At 66.9% G+C, this 15,334-nt stretch carries 16 protein-coding genes; 9 read left to right on the top strand and 7 right to left on the bottom strand.

Features of this window, described 5'->3' with window-relative positions:
- Positions 1 to 5 precede the first annotated feature (5 nt).
- The 6 genes from ASF65_RS06275 (at position 6) to ASF65_RS06250 (ending at position 6,540) form a co-directional block, all read left to right on the top strand.
- Positions 6 to 962 carry a sugar-binding transcriptional regulator gene (locus ASF65_RS06275; RefSeq protein WP_055886741.1) on the top strand — a complete coding sequence of 319 codons (957 nt, stop codon included), beginning with the start codon at positions 6 to 8 and terminating at the stop codon, positions 960 to 962.
- A gap of 144 nt (positions 963 to 1,106) precedes the next feature.
- Complete coding sequence (locus ASF65_RS06270; protein ID WP_055886739.1) at positions 1,107 to 2,426, top strand: sugar ABC transporter substrate-binding protein; 1,320 nt, start codon at positions 1,107 to 1,109, stop codon at positions 2,424 to 2,426.
- 179 nt (positions 2,427 to 2,605) lie between these two features.
- Complete coding sequence (locus tag ASF65_RS06265) at positions 2,606 to 3,469, top strand: sugar ABC transporter permease (RefSeq protein ID WP_055886736.1); 864 nt, start codon at positions 2,606 to 2,608, stop codon at positions 3,467 to 3,469.
- 1 nt (position 3,470) lies between these two features.
- Positions 3,471 to 4,301 carry a carbohydrate ABC transporter permease gene (locus ASF65_RS06260; protein WP_055886733.1) on the top strand — a complete coding sequence of 277 codons (831 nt, stop codon included), beginning with the start codon at positions 3,471 to 3,473 and terminating at the stop codon, positions 4,299 to 4,301.
- A gap of 24 nt (positions 4,302 to 4,325) precedes the next feature.
- Complete coding sequence (locus ASF65_RS06255; RefSeq protein WP_055886730.1) at positions 4,326 to 5,327, top strand: ABC transporter ATP-binding protein; 1,002 nt, start codon at positions 4,326 to 4,328, stop codon at positions 5,325 to 5,327.
- A 181-nt stretch (positions 5,328 to 5,508) separates the two neighbouring features.
- Positions 5,509 to 6,540 (top strand): glycosyltransferase family A protein, encoded by a 1,032-nt coding sequence (locus tag ASF65_RS06250; protein ID WP_244486580.1) that lies wholly within the window; start codon positions 5,509 to 5,511, stop codon positions 6,538 to 6,540.
- A gap of 107 nt (positions 6,541 to 6,647) precedes the next feature.
- Here the strand turns inward: ASF65_RS06250 and ASF65_RS06245 are convergent, their stop codons facing one another.
- The 3 genes from ASF65_RS06245 to rfbA all read right to left on the bottom strand — a co-directional run bounded on the left by ASF65_RS06245 (position 6,648) and on the right by rfbA (position 9,258).
- Positions 6,648 to 7,400 (bottom strand): ABC transporter ATP-binding protein, encoded by a 753-nt coding sequence (locus ASF65_RS06245; RefSeq protein ID WP_055886726.1) that lies wholly within the window; start codon positions 7,398 to 7,400, stop codon positions 6,648 to 6,650.
- Positions 7,401 to 7,405: 5 nt separating this feature from the next.
- Entirely contained in the window at positions 7,406 to 8,248 is an 843-nt protein-coding gene (locus tag ASF65_RS06240) for an ABC transporter permease (protein WP_244486574.1), read from the bottom strand.
- Positions 8,249 to 8,382: 134 nt separating this feature from the next.
- A complete protein-coding gene (gene rfbA, locus ASF65_RS06235) occupies positions 8,383 to 9,258 on the bottom strand; it encodes a glucose-1-phosphate thymidylyltransferase RfbA (RefSeq protein ID WP_055886720.1) in 876 nt (291 codons plus the stop codon).
- A 166-nt stretch (positions 9,259 to 9,424) separates the two neighbouring features.
- Here rfbA and rfbC point away from each other — a divergent pair, with 166 nt between their 5' ends.
- The 3 genes from rfbC to ASF65_RS06220 are packed head-to-tail and all read left to right on the top strand — an operon-like array spanning position 9,425 to position 12,031.
- A complete protein-coding gene (rfbC, locus tag ASF65_RS06230) occupies positions 9,425 to 10,000 on the top strand; it encodes a dTDP-4-dehydrorhamnose 3,5-epimerase (RefSeq protein WP_055886719.1) in 576 nt (191 codons plus the stop codon).
- A complete protein-coding gene (gene rfbB / locus ASF65_RS06225; protein WP_055886716.1) occupies positions 9,997 to 11,058 on the top strand; it encodes a dTDP-glucose 4,6-dehydratase in 1,062 nt (353 codons plus the stop codon). The genes rfbC and rfbB overlap by 4 nt, the downstream gene beginning before the upstream one ends.
- Positions 11,059 to 11,098: 40 nt before the next feature.
- On the top strand, positions 11,099 to 12,031 hold the full coding sequence (locus ASF65_RS06220; RefSeq protein WP_055886714.1) for a rhamnan synthesis F family protein: 933 nt from the start codon (positions 11,099 to 11,101) through the stop codon (positions 12,029 to 12,031).
- On the opposite strand, the gene ASF65_RS06215 is transcribed toward ASF65_RS06220, so the two are convergent.
- From ASF65_RS06215 to ASF65_RS06200, 4 genes are all read right to left on the bottom strand, one after another.
- Positions 12,015 to 13,079: a Gfo/Idh/MocA family oxidoreductase gene (locus ASF65_RS06215; RefSeq protein ID WP_055886711.1), complete on the bottom strand. Its 1,065-nt coding sequence runs from the start codon at positions 13,077 to 13,079 to the stop codon at positions 12,015 to 12,017. The two genes, ASF65_RS06220 and ASF65_RS06215, sit on opposite strands and share 17 nt — an antisense overlap.
- Before the next feature lie 19 nt (positions 13,080 to 13,098).
- The gene (locus ASF65_RS06210) at positions 13,099 to 13,764 is read right to left on the bottom strand and encodes a DedA family protein (RefSeq protein WP_055886708.1); all 666 of its coding nucleotides are present in this window, start codon (positions 13,762 to 13,764) and stop codon (positions 13,099 to 13,101) included.
- Positions 13,765 to 13,903: 139 nt separating this feature from the next.
- Positions 13,904 to 14,554 carry a DUF2076 domain-containing protein gene (locus ASF65_RS06205; RefSeq protein ID WP_055886706.1) on the bottom strand — a complete coding sequence of 217 codons (651 nt, stop codon included), beginning with the start codon at positions 14,552 to 14,554 and terminating at the stop codon, positions 13,904 to 13,906.
- Between the two features lie 48 nt (positions 14,555 to 14,602).
- Entirely contained in the window at positions 14,603 to 15,325 is a 723-nt protein-coding gene (locus ASF65_RS06200) for a Bax inhibitor-1/YccA family protein (RefSeq protein ID WP_055886702.1), read from the bottom strand.
- Positions 15,326 to 15,334: the final 9 nt, after the last annotated feature.

Here is a 15,334-nt window from a genome sequence, read left to right as displayed (position 1 = left end):
CGAGGATGAGCAAGGCGACGGAGGAGGCTTCGGCCCGTCTCGACGACGCGGCGCGCGCCGGCTGGCTCTACTACATCGCGGGCAACACGCAGGAGGAGATCGCCGTCAAGCTCGGCATTTCGCGGCAGGGCGCCCAGCGGCTCGTGTCGCTGTCGGTGTCGGCGGGTCTGGTCAAGGTTCGCATCGACCATCCCATCGCCGCCTGCCTGGAGCTCGGCGCCCGCCTGATGGATCGCTTCGGCCTCCGCTCCGCCGAAGTGGTGCCATCGGATCCCGAATCGCCCTCGACGACCCTCGGGATCGCGGAAGCCTGTGCGGCGCGGTTGGAGCGCACGCTCCTGCGCCCCGATCCGCTGGTGATCGGCGTCGGCACCGGGCGGACACTGCGAGCCGCCGTCGAGAACCTGCCGCGGATGAAGTGCCCGCAGCATCGTCTCGTGTCGCTGACGGGAAACATCGCCCCGGATGGCTCGGCTGCGATCTACAACGTAATCTTCTCGCTCGCCGACAAGATCGACGCGGCACATTACCCGATGCCGCTGCCGGTGGTCGCCACCTCGCCGCAGGAGCGCGCGCTGCTGCATCAGCAGAAGGTGGTCCAGGCGTCGCTGGAACTCGCGCGGCAGGCCGATATCGCCTTCGTCGGGATCGGCGAGGTCGGCCCGCAGGCGCAGCTTCTCATGGACCGCTTCATCTCCGAATCGGAGCGGGACGAACTGGTGGCGACCGGCGGGATCGGCGAGGTCGTTGGCTGGGTCTACGATGCCGACGGGCGCATTCTCGATTGCGCCTTCAACAAGCGCGTCGTCAGTCCGGCGTTCCCGCTGGCGACGGGAACCGAGGTGATCGGCGTCGCGATGGGTGCGTCGAAACGCGACAGTATCCTTGCCGCCCTCAAAGGGGGTCTGATCGGAGGTCTCATCACGGACGAGGTCACGGCATCCGCGCTGGTGGAGAGTTAGTTTTGGCGCCGGCAGCCGTTCGACCTGAAAGTTCGTGGGATACGCTGCAATGCAGCGTCTGAATCATTTGACACCTGCGCAAGCGGGTGAGAATTTGCTCGCAGAGTGGGTATTTGCCCATGTGGGGCTGGGAGGCTTCTGATTATGAACCAACGGTTTTGGATCGCCGGCGCCATGGCGCTTGCCGCTTCGGTCGCGCTGCCCGCGCAGGCGCAGACGACGCTGACGATCGGCACGGTCAACAACAGCGACATGATCCGCATGCAGGGTCTGACGGGTGAGTTCACCAAGGCTCATCCGGATATCCAGGTGAACTGGGTGACCTTGGAAGAGAACATCCTGCGCCAGCGCGTGACGACGGACATCGCCACCAAGGGCGGCCAGTTCGACATCATGACGATCGGCACCTACGAGGTTCCGATCTGGTCGAAGCAGCAGTGGCTGGCGCCGCTCGACAATCTCGGCGCCGAGTACGATGCCGACGACCTCCTGCCGCCGATCCGCGCGGCGCTGTCGACCGACGGCAAGCTCTATGCGGCACCGTTCTACGCGGAGAGCGTGATGACGCTCTACCGCAAGGATCTGCTCGAGAAGGCCGGGCTGACGATGCCCGAGAAGCCGACCTGGGACTTCATCTCGCAGGCCGCCGAAAAGATGACCGACAAGAATGCCGGCGTCTACGGCATCTGCCTGCGCGGCAAGCCGGGCTGGGGCGAGAACATGGCCTTCCTCGGCAACATGGCCCGCGAGTTCGGCGCCAACTATTTCGACGCGTCCTGGAAGCCGCAGTTCGAGAGCGAGGGCTGGAAGAAGGCGGTCACTCTCTACGTCGACCTGATGACGAAGTACGGCCCTCCGGGCGCCGCCGCCAACGGCTTCAACGAGAATCTCTCGCTGTTCGGCCAGGGCAAGTGCGGCATGTGGATGGACGCCACCGTCGCCGCCTCGTTCGTGACCGATCCGAAGCAGAGCCAGGTGGCTGACAAGGTCGGCTTCGCGCCGGCACCCTGCGGCACCGACAATTGCCCGAACGAGGGCGCGAACTGGCTATGGGCCTGGTCGCTCGGCATCCCGGCCTCCTCGCAGAAGAAGGAAGCCGCCGAGACCTTCATCTCCTGGGCGACCTCGAAGGCCTACGCCGAACTCGTCGCGGCGAAAGAAGGCTGGGCGAACGTTCCTCCGGGCACGCGCTCCTCGCTCTACGCCAACGAGAACTACACGAAGGCCGCTCCCTTCGCCGCGCAGACGCTCGCCGCGATCAACAAGGCCGACCCGTCGGCCGGTCCGGACAAGCCCTATGTTGGCCTTCAGTTCGCCGCGATCCCCGAGTTCCAGGGTCTCGGCACCGCGGTGGGTCAGGTGATGGCTGCGGCGCTGTCGGGCCAGCAGACCGTCGACCAGGCGCTCGCCGCCGCGCAGGCGCAGGCCACCCGCGAAATGACGCGCGCCGGCTACATCAAGTAAGCCGTCTCCAGCTCCCCGGCCTCGCAGCCGGGGAGCCGCCGACCGTTCGGACGGCAGGCGCGGCCCGAACGGTCGCGCCGCTTCCGCTTTCCCCCGTGAGAATTTCCCGTCGCCGCGTTGGACGCCGACCGAAAGGGTTCGGTTCGTCGCGCTGCATCGGCCTTTTTCGGAGCGATCCCATGGCGACAACGCACACGCGGTCCGCAGCGCGCCTGATGGTGGCGCCGTCCGTCATCGCGCTCTTCATCTGGATGATCGTCCCGCTGGCGCTGACGCTGTGGTTCTCGACGCTCCGCTACACGTTCTACGATCCGCTGACGCCCTTCATCGGCATCGAGAACTACACCTACTTCCTGACCGACCCGCGCTTCATCAGCGCCTTCCAGAACACGCTGATCCTCGTCGCGGGAGTGCTGTGCATCACCGTCATCGGCGGCACGCTGATCGCGCTCCTTCTCGACCAGCAGTTCTTCGGCCAGTCGCCGGTGCGCCTCCTGGTGCTCGCCCCGTTCTTCGTGATGCCGACGGTCGCCGCGCTCGTCTGGAAGAACATGATGATGAACCCGGTCTACGGCGTCATCGCGCAGGGGCTCACTGCGATCGGCCTGCCGCCGATCGACTGGCTGACCAACTATCCGCTCCTGTCGATCATCATCATCGTCGCCTGGCAGTGGCTGCCGTTCGCGACGCTGATCCTCCTCACCTCGCTCCAGTCCCTGTCGGAAGACCAGAAGGAGGCCGCGGAGATGGACGGCGCGAAGGCGCTATCGATCTTCTGGTACATCACGCTGCCGCACATGAAGCGGGCGATCACGGTCGTCATCCTGATCCAGACGATCTTCCTCCTGTCGGTCTATGCCGAGATCTTCGTGACGACCGGCGGCGGCGTCTCCTCGTCGAACCTGCCGTTCCTGATCGCCTCGATCATCTCGCTGGAAGGGGATGTGGGCACGGCGTCGGCCGGCGGCATCGTCGCCGTGGTGCTCGCCAACATCGTCTCGATCTTCCTCGTGCGCCTCGTCGGCAAGAATCTGGAGGCCTGAGATGGCGCGCCGCGTTTCCACCCAGCGCAAGATCGGCATGACGGTTCTCGCCTGGGCCGTCGGTCTCCTGATCTTCTTTCCGATCCTCTGGACGGTCCTGACCTCGTTCAAGACCGAGCTCGACGCGATCTCGATCCCGCCGAAGTTCCTGTTCTTCGACTGGACGACCGAGAACTACGTGGCGATCCAGGAGCAGCGGAACTACTTCGCCTTCCTCCTGAACTCGGTCTACCTGTCGCTCGGCTCGACGGCGCTCGGCCTCGTCTTCGCGATCCCCGCGGCCTGGGCCATGGCCTTCTCGCCGACGCCGAAGACCCGCGGCGTTCTTCTCTGGATGCTGTCGACGAAGATGATGCCGGCGGTCGGCGCGCTGGTGCCAGTGACGATCCTGTTCCGCAACTTCGGCCTTCTCGACAGCCGCTTCGGCCTGATCGTGATCCTCTTCCTGATCAATCTGCCGATCATCGTCTGGATGCTCTACACCTACTTCAAGGAGATCCCCGGCGAGATACTGGAGGCCGCGCGCATGGACGGCGCGAACCTGCGGCAAGAGCTCTTCCGGGTGCTGGCGCCGATGGCGCTGCCGGGCATCGCCTCGACGGTGCTCCTCAACGTCATCCTCGCCTGGAACGAAGCGTTCTGGACGCTGCTGCTGACGACCACGAACGCCGCGCCGCTGACGGCCTTCATCGCCTCGTTCTCGAGCCCGCAGGGCAACTTCTACGCCAAGCTTTCGGCGGCCTCGACGCTTGCCATCGCGCCCATCCTCATCATCGGCTGGTTCTCCCAGAAGCAGCTCGTCCGCGGCCTGACCTTCGGCGCCGTGAAGTAAGAAGCCGTTTCGGGAGATCCAAGCATGAGTGCCATCACCCTCAAGAACGTCCAAAAGCGCTTCGGCGACGCCGTGATCATTCCCGGGATCGACCTCGAGATCCGCGACGGCGAATTCGTCGTCTTCGTCGGCCCGTCCGGCTGCGGCAAGTCCACGCTGCTGCGCCTGATCGCGGGGCTCGAGGACGTGTCCGGCGGATCGATCGTGATCGACGGCAAGGACGTCACCGACGCGCCGCCGGCCAAGCGCGGCCTTGCCATGGTGTTCCAGTCCTACGCGCTCTATCCGCACATGAGCGTCGCGGCCAATATCGGCTTTCCGCTGAAAATGGCGGGGATGGACAAGGCGGCAATCGACAAGAAGGTCCAGGCCGCGGCCTCCACGCTCAACCTCACCGACTACCTCAACCGCCGTCCGCGCGAGCTGTCGGGCGGCCAGCGCCAGCGCGTGGCGATCGGGCGCGCCATCGTGCGCGAGCCCAAGGGGTTCCTGTTCGACGAACCGCTGTCGAACCTCGACGCGGCGCTGCGCGTCAACATGCGGCTCGAGATCTCCGAGCTGCATGCGCAGCTGAAGACCACGATGATCTACGTCACGCACGACCAGGTCGAGGCGATGACGATGGCGGACAAGATCGTGGTGCTCAACCGCGGCAACATCGAGCAGGTCGGCTCGCCGCTGGAGCTCTACGCCAACCCCCGCAACCTCTTCGTCGCCGGCTTCATCGGTTCGCCGAAGATGAACTTCCTCGCCGGCGCCTATGCCAGCCAGCACGGCGCGGCCACCGTCGGCGTGCGGCCCGAGCACTTCACGCTGTCGACGACGGGTGGCGCCCTTCGCGGGACGGCCGGGGTCTCCGAGCATCTTGGCTCCGATACGTTCGTCCATGTGAAGATGGATACGGGCGAGCTGGTCACGGCGCGCTCGCCCGGCGACTTCCGCGTCGGACACGGCGACATCGTGTGGCTGACGCCGGAGGAGGGGCGGATGCACCGTTTCGACGCACAAGGGATCGCGATCCGCTAGGACGATCGTCTTCCGAAGCGTCGCCTGCGGACGATGCGGCGAAAGGGGACTGACCGCCTCGTCCGTTCGAGGTTGTGCGGCCATGGCGACACGTCCGCAACCCGCCGCGATTTCCAATTTCGTCGGAAACGTGAGAGATGCTGCGGACAGTTGTGAATTTGGCGAGACAGTTCGTTTGACCGTGACCTCTGAGGCCGCCGGCGGAACCCCGCTTTCCGTCGTGGCCATCATCGCGCTTTATAATGGCGCGGAATTCATCGAACGTTCGATCCGGACGGTTCTGTCGCAGACGCGCAAGCCCGACGAGTTTATCGTCGTGGACGATGGATCGACCGATGGCGGGGCGGCGATCGTCGAGCGCCTTGCGCAAGAGTTTCCGTCCATCCGCCTCTTGCGGAAGGAAAACGGCGGCCAGTCTTCGGCGCGCAATTTCGCCGTCGCGAACTCGACCAGCCGCCTGATCGCTCTCCTCGATCAGGACGACGGGTGGTACCCCGATCACATCGCTGAACTCATCAAGCCGTTCGAGGCCGGCGATCGCTTCAAGCTCGGATGGGTCTACAGCGATCTCGACGAGTGCGATCGCTTCGGGCGGCTGCGCAACCGCGGCATGCTCCGGATGCTGCCGCAGGAGCACCCGAAGACGCAGCTTGCGCGCTGCCTGTCGGAGGACATGTTCATCCTTCCGTCCGCTTCGCTGATCGCGCGCGAGGCGTTCGAAGACGTCGGCCGCTTCGATGAGCGTTTGAGCGGCTACGAGGACGACGACCTGTTCATTCGGCTGTTCTATGCCGGCTGGGACAACGTCTTCCTGCCGAAATCGCTGTCCTACTGGTGCATCTATACCGGCTCGACCTCGTATTCGCCGCGCATGGCCCGCTCGCGGATGATCTATTTCGAGAAGCTCTATAACGACTTCGATAACTCCGACATGCCGCTGATGCCGCAGTGGAAGCCGATCATCGCGCAGCGCTTCTACATGACGGTCCTCGGCGAACTGCAGCGTGCTGCGATGCTGCACGACCGGCCGCTCTATGAACGGTCGGTGGCCGATCTCGGACACATCATCCCCTATCTGCCGGCTGGCGTTCAGCGGCGTGCCCGCATCCGCCTCAAGGTCTTGCGCTCCTTCGAGCGGTCCCAGTTCCTCGAGCGGATCGGGGTGTTCCGGGTTCTGCGCGCCGGTCGGCGCATCGTGCTGCGCCTTCGCTGACGTCCCGCGCGGGCGCTGACCGCGCTGCTGCGCCTCGCCCCGCGATCGACGCCGACGGGGCCGGGCCCGAGACCGTCGCGGCCAGTTCGTATCGAGAGACCCGCGTTTCAGCCGTGCAGCGACGCCTGATAGGCGGCGAGCACCTCCTCGATCGGCCCGTGCATGCGCATCCGGCCGTGCTCCATCCAGAGCGCGGTCGTGCACCACTGCCGAAGGAGGTCGTCGGAATGCGAGGCCAGCACCAGGAGTCCGGCTTCGCCGATGAAGGAGCGCATGCGCTCCTTCGCCTGCTGGATGAAAGCCGCGTCGCCCGCGCCGATGCCCTCGTCGATCAGCAGGATGTCGGGCCGGATCGAAGTAGATACCGCGAAGGCGAGGCGGGTCGCCATGCCGGTGGAATAGGTGCGCATCGGCATGTCGAGGAAGCCGCCGAGGTCGCTGACGGCGCCGATCTCGTCCATCCGCTTGCGGATCTCGGACTTCGAGAAGCCAAGCAGGCGACCGCGCAGGATGATGTTGTCCCAGCCGGTCGAGTCGGGATCCATGCCGAAGGCGAGGTCGAACATCGGCGCGACGTCGCCCTCGACGACGACGCGCCCGCCGGTCGGCGCGTAGATGCCGGCCATCACGCGCAGCATGGTCGACTTGCCCGCGCCGTTGTGGCCGACGAGACCGACCCGCGTGCCGTGGTCGAGGCGCAGGGTCAGGCCGTCGATCGCGCGCACGCTCATGCGCTTGGTGTCGCGCGGGCTGATCTGGCCGCCGGTCGCGGCCGAGATGATGTTGTTCTTCAGCGAGCGGTTGGTCGCGTTGAAGACCGGAATGTCGACGCTGACGTTCTCGAAGGTGATCGACGCCATGGCGTTCAGGCCCAGTAGGCGATGCGGGCGCGGAAGCGCGCGAAGAACAGGACGGCGATGGTGCCGGTGACGATGGTCAGGCCGATGCAGGCCAGCCAGTTCTGCAGCAGCGCCGGCTGGCCGAGCAGCGGATCGCGCAGGATCTCGATGAGGTGGTAGAATGGGTTGATCGCCAGCAGCACGGCCCGGTCCGGCAGCATGTGCGAACTCCACAAGATGGGGGTCATGAAGAACACGACCTGCACCACGCTCGCGATGATGAGGGGAATGTCGCGGAAGCGGGCGCAGAGCGGCCCGAGGATCATGCCCGCGAAGACCCCGTTGAGGATGAGGATCAGCAGCGCCGGGAAGAACAGGAGACCCGTCACGCCCGGCCAGATGCCGAAGATGATCGCGACGAGGATGTAGATGACGAAGTTGTGGCCGAAGGTCAGCAACTGGCGCCAGACGAACTGGAAGACATAGACGCTGAGCGGCATCCGAACCTGCCGCACGGAGGCGGCGGCCGAGGAATAGATGTCGCAGGCCCCCGTGATCAGCCCCGAGATGAGGCCCCACATGATGAAACCGATGGCCAGGAAGGGGAGGTAGGAGCTGATGTCCTGCCGGAAGATCTGCGAGTAGAGAACGCCGAGGCCCGCCACCATGACGCCCATCGAGAGCGTCAGCCACAGAGGGCCGAGCACCGAGCGGCTGTAGTGCTTCTGCACGTCGCGCCAGCCGAGGAAGAGCCACAGCTCGTGCATCCGCAGTCCGGCGAGGAAGTCCGCGCCGGCCGAGCGGAGCATGGCCGCGCGGTCCTGTTGGCCGTCGGTGACCCAGGTCCGGGCGCTGGTGGCTGCTTTCACGCGTTTTGTCCTTCACGACGCGCCGGAGCGGCGGCGTCGGCCATCGTCGTTCGAACGGGCGGGCCCCGACCTTGATTCAAGGCCGGTCCTGATACCGTGCCGGCGTGCCGGCGCACAAGCCGGGACGCCGCGGGTCAGTCGCGGGACTGCCGGGCGAGCTTCTGGAGATAGATCCCGTAGGTGCTCTTGCCGAGCTCCTTGCCGAGCCGCTCCAGCTGGTCGGCGTCGATGAAGCCGAGATTGAAGGCGATCTCCTCGGGGCAGGCGATCTTGAAGCCCTGGCGATGCTCCAGCGTGCGCACGAACTCCGACGCCTCCAGAAGCGAGTCCGGCGTGCCGGTGTCGAGCCAGGCGAAGCCCCGCCCCATGCACTGGACGCTGAGCGAGCCTTCCTCGAGATAGATCCGGTTGAGATCGGTGATCTCGAGCTCGCCGCGCGGCGAGGGCTTGAGGCTGCGCGCCAGCTCCGACGCTCGCCCGTCGTAGAAGTAGAGGCCGGTCACGGCCCAGTTCGAGGCGGGCTCGGCCGGCTTTTCTTCGATCGTGGTGGCGCGCCCTGCCTTGTCGAAGGCAACGACGCCGTACCGTTCGGGATCGTTGACGTGGTAGGCGAAGACGCTGGCGCCTTGGCTCTTGCCTGCCGCCGCGCGCAGAAGCTCCGGCAGGCCGTGGCCGTAGAAAAGGTTGTCGCCGAGAACCAGGGCCGAGGGCTCAGCCCCGACGAACTCCTCGCCGATCAGGTAGGCCTGCGCCAGGCCGTCCGGGCTCGGCTGCTCGGCATAGGTAAAGGACACGCCCCAGCGCTCGCCCGAACCGAGCAGCGCCTTGAAGCGCGGCAGATCATGCGGCGTCGAGATGATCAGGATGTCGCGGATGCCGGCCAGCATCAGGGTCGACAGCGGATAGTAGATCATCGGCTTGTCGTAGACGGGCAGGAGCTGCTTGGAAGCCGTCAGCGTCATCGGGTGCAGCCGGGTGCCGCTACCGCCTGCCAGGATGATTCCCTTCATCGATGATTGCCTTCTTCCGGTACGATCAACCTCAATTCGTGCCGTTCTCTATCGTCTGGGGCCGGAACTTGCCAGATCGTTCTCACACCCGCGCCCGTCTCCCTTGCGGGCAGCCCGGCGATGACGCAAAAGCGTGCCGACCTCATCGAAGCCGCAAGGGTGGCCCATGCTCGACGTCCGCAAGCTGGACATTCCGGAGGTCCTGGAGATCACGCCGCGCAAGTTCGGCGACGACCGGGGCTTCTTCTCCGAGACCTTCAACCGGGCGCGGCTCGCCGAGAAGGGCGTCGAGATCGACTGGATGCAAGACAACCAGTCCTATTCCGCCGAGGCCTTCACGCTGCGCGGCCTGCACTACCAGGAGCCGCCGTTCGCGCAGGATAAGCTCGTGCGCGTGCTGCGCGGGCGCGTTCTCGATGTGGCGGTCGACATCCGCCAGGGCTCCCCGACCTACAAACGCTGGGTCGCGCTTGAGCTATCGGCCGACGCGTTCAACCAGATCCTGGTGCCGGCCGGCTTTGCCCACGGCTTCCTGACGCTCGAGCCCGATACCGAGGTTTTCTACAAGGTGTCGGCGCCCTACAGCGGCGCGCACGACCGATCCATCCGTTTCGACGACCCGGACATCGCCATCGACTGGCCGCTCGGCGGCCGGCGTCCGGTCCTGTCCGCCAAGGACGAGGCCGCCCCGCGCCTTGCCGACATCGAGACGCCTTTCCGCATGGGGGAGAACGCCCAATGAAGATCCTCGTCACCGGCGGCGCCGGCTTCATCGGTTCGGCGATCTGCCGCCACCTGATCCGCGACACCGACCACAGCGTCGTCAACCTCGACAAGCTGACCTACGCCGCCAGCCTGTCGTCGCTCGCCGAGATCGAGAACGACCCGCGCTACCGCTTCGTGAAGGGCGATATCGGCGACCGGGCCTTCGTGGCCGATCTCCTCGCCGAGGAGCGCGTCGACGCGATCATGCATCTGGCGGCCGAAAGCCATGTCGATCGCTCGATCGACGGCCCGGGCGACTTCATCCAGACCAACATCGTCGGCACCTACGAGCTTTTGGAGGCTGCCCGCGCCTACTGGATGCAGCTGCCGGCCGACCGGCGCGACGCCTTCCGCTTCCATCACGTCTCGACCGACGAGGTCTACGGCGACCTGCCGCTCGACGACAGCCTCTTCACGGAGGACACGCCCTACGCGCCGTCCTCGCCCTATTCGGCCTCGAAGGCGGCGTCGGACCATCTGGCGATGGCCTGGTTCCACACCTACCACATGCCCGTCGTGCTCTCGAACTGCTCGAACAACTACGGGCCCTACCACTTCCCCGAGAAGCTGATCCCGCTCATCATCCTGAACGGGCTGGAGGGCAAGCGCCTGCCGGTCTACGGCCGGGGCGAGAACGTGCGCGACTGGCTCTACGTCGACGACCACGCCCGCGCGCTGGCGCTCGTCGTCACGCGGGGCGAGCCCGGCCGATCCTACAACATCGGCGGGCGCAACGAGCGCTCGAACCTCGCGGTCGTCGAGACGATCTGCGACACGCTCGACCGCCTGTCGCCCCTCCCGAGCGGCGAGCCGCGCCGTGGGCTGATCGACTTCGTCACCGACCGGCCGGGCCACGACCTGCGCTATGCGATCGATGCGAGCCGCATCGAGGGCGAACTCGGCTGGCGCGCGCAGGAAACCTTCGAGACGGGTCTCGAGAAGACCATCCGCTGGTATCTCGACCATCCGGACTGGTGGCGTCCGATCCGCGAGAAGCGCTACGCCGGCCAACGCCTCGGAGCGGCCAAGGCTTGAGCGCGTCCTGCCTCTCGTCCGGCCAGCGTGCGACGACGCGATGACCGACGTTCCGATCGTCTTCATCCACGTCCATCATCCCGACGTCTGGGCGGAAATGGCACGCGATCTCGCAGCGGCCATCCAGCGCCCGTTCGGGCTGGTGCTGACATGCCGCGACGCCGGGATGGCGCTGGCGTCGGTCGACAGCCCGCATGTCGTCTTCACGCGCCGGGTCGTCGTCGAGAACCGCGGGCGTGACGTCCTGCCGTTCATGAAGGCGCTGCGGGCCGAGGGCGACGGGTTCGAGATCGGGTTGAAGCTGCACACGAAGAAGTCCGTTCATCGCGACGACGGCGACGACTGGCGCCGCTTCCTCACCGGTTCGCTTCTCGCGGGGCGCGACGGTGTGCCCGCCGCGCTGGCGGCGATGGAAAGGGTGCCGGCGCTCGGGCTGGTGGTCCCGGAGGCGCATCTTCTCGGCCTCCGCGGACGGATCGTCCTCAATGGCCGCATCACGCGCCGGATGATTTCGGCACTGGGCCTCGACCTGACGCTCCGCGAACTGGAGGAGGGGCGGTTCGCCGCGGGCTCGATGTTCTGGTTCCGGCGGGAGGCCTTGTCGCCGCTATGTGACCCGGCGCTCGAGAGCCTGTTCGCGCCCGAGCGCGGCCAACTCGACGGCACGGCCGCCCACGCGGCTGAGCGCCTGTTTGCGGCCGTCTCGAAGCGGCAGGGGTATCTTGCCGCCGGCACGGAAGCCTTGCCGGGCCTCCTCGACGCCGCCGATCGCGGAGCTTCGAAGGCAGTCTTGGAGAGGACGGTGGAGGACGCCGCGCAGGCCGCGCGCAATCCGTTCGTGCTGCCGATGTCGGAGTTCTGGCAGCGTCATCCGTGGGCGCTGATCGCCGCCCACCATGTCTACACCCGTTCGCCGAAGCCTGTCTGGCGCATCGCACGAACCCTGTTCCGACGCTTCACGCTGGATCGCTGACGCCGAAGCGGTCGAGAATGCGCAGGATCTCGATCGATTGGCGGATCGGCATCACCGGGCTGTCGGTCGCGCCGCTCGCCAGAAGGTCGGCGAAGTGGTCCGCCTGATACTGGAGGCCCGAGCCCTCGTAGAGCGTCGGGATCGGCCGTTCTCGCAGCGGGCGCAGCATCGCCTTCACGGCCGGCAGCGCGCCTTTCCACCCGAGCCGGGCCGGTGCGAGCGGTGCGTTGTCGATCTCCGCCGCCTCTGGCCTCGCGCCCGTCGATTTCAGCGACAGGGCTGGGGGGCAGAGGAACGGCGCGGCGAGACGCAGGCGTCCCGACGGACCCGTGATCGTCGCTGCGTTCGGGCCTTCCCCGAGAAAGCCGAAGCCGAGCGTCGCGATCGCGCCGGGATAAGCCAGGACGAGGCCCCCCGCCATCGGCACACCGTTGGGCGCGCGCACGGCGTTCACGCCGACGTCGGAGGGGAGCCCCATAAGGTGGACCGCTAGCGACACGGGATAGACGCCGAGGTCGAGATGCGCGCCGCCGCCGAGTGCCGAGTCGAACAATCGGTGGGCCGGGTCGAACGCATGGGGATAGGACAGGGACGCCTCGAGCGAGACGGGCCGGCCGATCCGCCCCTCGTCGACGAGGCGTTTTGCCTTCAGCACACCCGGCGTGAAGCGCATCCACATCGCCTCCATGCACAGGACCCCGGCCAGCCGCGCGGCTTCCGCGATCTTCTCCGCTTCCGATGCCGAGGCCGCCAGCGGCTTTTCGACCAGCACGGCCTTGCCAGCCCGGATCGCGGCCAGGGCATGGGCGAGATGCTGCGAGGTCGGGCTTGCGACGTAGACGGCCTGGATCGAGGGGTCGGCAAGGACGGCGTCCAGCGTGTCGCCCATGACGCCCGGGCCGATCGCCCGAGCGAGGGCGCGGGCGCGTTCGGCATCGCGCGACGCGATGGCGGCGATGCGCCCGGCCTTGGCGTAGCGCATGTCGGCCGAGAAGCGGCGCGCGATCGCGCCCGTCCCCACCACGGCCCAGTTGACGATCCCGGTCATGGTCAAGCGGGTGGCCGTGTCAGGTCGGGTTGCGCAGGGTGCGGCGACGGGCCCCGCGCTCGGCGCGGCGGTCGCGGCTGAAGTGGCGGCCGCCGATCACGGTCGCCACTGCCGTCACGCCGAGGACGGCGGCAAGGATCAGGAGGCCGTCGGTGGCGGACATGTGGGTCACGCCCTGCGCGCCCTTCATGCCGAGCCAGCCGGGCGCGAACATCGCTGGCGCCCAGACCACGGCCGACAGGACGTTGGCGATCTGGAAGCGTTTCTGGTCCATCGCCATCATGCCGGCGACGAGCGGGACCGTTGAGCGGATCGGCCCGAGGAAGCGCCCGAGGAACACCGCCCAGAACCCGTAGCGGCGGAAGAACAGGCGCGTCTTGGCAACCGCGTGCCGGTAGCGGCGAAGGGGAGGCCGGTGCACCACGCCCGGCCCCAGCCAACGGCCGAGGAAATAGGAGATGATGTCGCCGACGATGGCGCCGATGGCTGCCGCGATCAGCGTCGCCACCGGATCGATGACGCCGGTTCCCATCAGCCCCCCGATCAGGAGCATGACGGCGGTGGCCGGAATCACGAGGCCGACCAGCACCAGCGACTCGCCGAGACAGATGGCCGCGACGATCAGGGCCGCCCAGCCGGGGTTCGCCTGGATCAGTCCGCCGAGTTCGGAGAGAAAAGCCTCCATCGCATGCCTGCCATTCGCGAGTGCCGGGTGGGTGCTGCCGGACCATGCGGGCGCGGCGTGTACGGAAGATGACGAGGCGCGACCCTACGACGGATCGCGCCTCGAATTCGTAAATGTTTTACAGGAACCGGCCGGCAGCTCAGATTTCTTCGTCGAAACCGCCGCCGTCGTCGAAGTAGCCGCCCTCGTCGGCCGTCTCTTCGACCTGCGGCTCTTCCGCGGGGGCCGGCGCCTCGGCGGCCTGGGCCTCGTTTCCGTCGAACATGCCGGCGATGGCATTGCCGAGGAGGACGCCGCCGGCGACACCCATCGCGGTCTGCGCCGCACCGGCGAGGAAGCCGCCGCCGCGGCCGCCCATCATACCCGGCTGCATCCCCGGCTGGCCCATGATGCCCGGTTGGCCTTGCGGGGCGCCGTAGCGGCTCTGGCCGCCCCAGGGGCCGGCGGCCGCACCCGGGGCGCCCATGGGGGCGGACGCCGGCTGGCGGGACTGGTCGCCGCCGCCGAACATGCGCGACAGAAAGCCGCCGCCGCCACTAGCGCTCTGCGGGCTGGCGTAGCGCGTGTCCGCCGCCTGCGAGCGCATGGCCTCGAGTTCGCGCTGCTGGTTCTCCAGCGCCATCTGCTGCATCACGATGGTCTGGGCCATGTAGTAGGGCGAGCCCGGGTTGCGCCCGACCTGATCGTTGATGAAGCGCTCGGCCTCGGGATCGCGCTGCGGCATGTCGCGCTCGAGCGTTCCGAGCTTCTGGAAGAGGCCTTCGATGGCCTGACGATCGTTGGTGTCCATGAGTTGACCTCGTGTTGGAAGGGTAGGGGAGCCGGCGATCGCGCCGGACTACTCGCGCTCGCCCGTGAAGTTCAGAAGCAGCTGGAAGATGTTGATGAAGTTCAGGAACAGCGACAGCGCACCGAACACGGCCATCTTCTGGAGCGACTCCGAACCGTGGTTCTCGGCATATTGTTCCTTGATCGTCTGCGTGTCCCAGGCGGTCAGGCCGACGAACACGATGATGCCGATCACCGAAATCGCGAACTGCAGCGCCGACGAGCCGACGAAGATGTTGACGATGCTCGCGATCACGACGCCGATGAGGCCCATGATCAGGAGCGAGCCGAACTGGGTCAGGTCACGCTTCGTCGTGTAGCCGTAGAGGCTCGTCGCGCCGAACATCGCGGCGGCGATGAAGAACGTGTTGGCGATGCTGGCGCCGGTGAAGACCAGGAAGATCGACGACAGCGACAGGCCCATCGTGGCGCAGAAGGCCCAGAACAGCGCCTGCGCCGTGGCCGCCGAGATCGCGTGGATGCGGAACGAGAAGAAGAGGACGAAGGCGAGCGGCGCCAGCATCACCACCCATTTGAGCGGCGACTGGAAGATCGGCACGTAGAGGGCCGGCGTGTTGCCGACCACGAAGGCGACGAGGCCCGTGACCACGAGGCCGAGGCCCATGTAGTTGAAGACGCGCAGCATGTGCTGGCGCAGTCCCTCGTCGAAGAGGGCCTGCGATTGGTAGGCGCCGGTGTCGCGGACGCCGAACCCCCGGAAGGGCGTGTTCATCGGATCGTT

It is taken from the genome of Aureimonas sp. Leaf324, assembly GCF_001423245.1.
Classification (GTDB): domain Bacteria; phylum Pseudomonadota; class Alphaproteobacteria; order Rhizobiales; family Rhizobiaceae; genus Aureimonas.
Note: the sequence above shows the minus strand (reverse complement) of the source record. Positions and strands in the feature narration are given on the sequence as shown.